Here is an 826-nt window from a genome sequence, read left to right as displayed (position 1 = left end):
CCTAGGGGGTAGCCGAAGATCTGTCCGTCGAAGGGCTGTAGTTCGTGTTGTTGCAGTCTTGTCGAACCGACGACCTCGGCGGTCTCCGACTGCCAGTATGTGAATCGATGCTCCGGGGACACTCTGCCTGTGTCGACCAGGAGTCCAGCTGGCGCGTCTTCTGGGCGGCTGAGCATGTTCGCGGTCGGGTTGGATGCACTGCCGACCATCTCAGAGATACTCACTGCTTGCCCCGTTGGTGTGCGCCATACTGACTCGATCCTACTCATCGATCAATTGTGATCTACACTACTTGATTCTCGATCGACGTCAAAAGCGCGACAGAGTCAAGAGCGCGACAGATGCGCAGCGATCTGTTCGCTGTGGGGTCTCAGGTGCACCTCGTGCCCGGGCGGGCACGAGGTGCGGTGGAACCAAGCCTCGCTGCCCAGCGGGCGTCTTGCTCATTCGTGCACCGCCTTGTCGCAGCGTGCACGAATAGGCCTTCAGCTCCTCGGCTGGGTCTAACTTCGAGGAATGCCAAAATCAACGACGATCGGTATCGCTCGGGTGGCCGATGCGGCTGGCTCGCCCGAATATCTGGCGGGTGGTGTAACCGAGGTGCACCGCATGCGTGGAATTCTCGATCTGTGCAGCCGATTGTCATCGGCTGCGGGCGCTCAGGCGAGCCTCCAGAGCGTAATCGATTGTTTGGCAACCTATACCGGTCACTCCGTTGCGATTGTCGACCCTGGTCTGACCACCGTGGTCCAGTCGAGCGCCCATCGTCAGGGTAACGCTATCGCTGTTGTGCGTGCCCGGACCGGTCCCAGTGAACTGCAAGCGG

Annotated in this window: 2 protein-coding genes; one reads left to right on the top strand and one right to left on the bottom strand. The window is 60.3% G+C overall.

Annotated features, from left to right (window positions below):
• Window positions 1-224, bottom strand: a 224-nt coding sequence (locus tag P3H15_RS54205; RefSeq protein WP_276144857.1) for a hypothetical protein, incomplete at its 3' end; no start/stop codon positions are given.
• Window positions 225-516: 292 nt separating this feature from the next.
• Between P3H15_RS54205 and P3H15_RS54200 the strand changes: the two genes are divergently transcribed.
• The coding region (locus tag P3H15_RS54200; RefSeq protein ID WP_276144856.1) for a hypothetical protein at window positions 517-826 on the top strand (310 nt) is incomplete at its 3' end.

Origin of the sequence: Rhodococcus sp. T2V (assembly GCF_029269925.1) — a bacterium.
Classification (GTDB): domain Bacteria; phylum Actinomycetota; class Actinomycetes; order Mycobacteriales; family Mycobacteriaceae; genus Rhodococcus_F; species Rhodococcus_F koreensis.
Note: the sequence above shows the minus strand (reverse complement) of the source record. Positions and strands in the feature narration are given on the sequence as shown.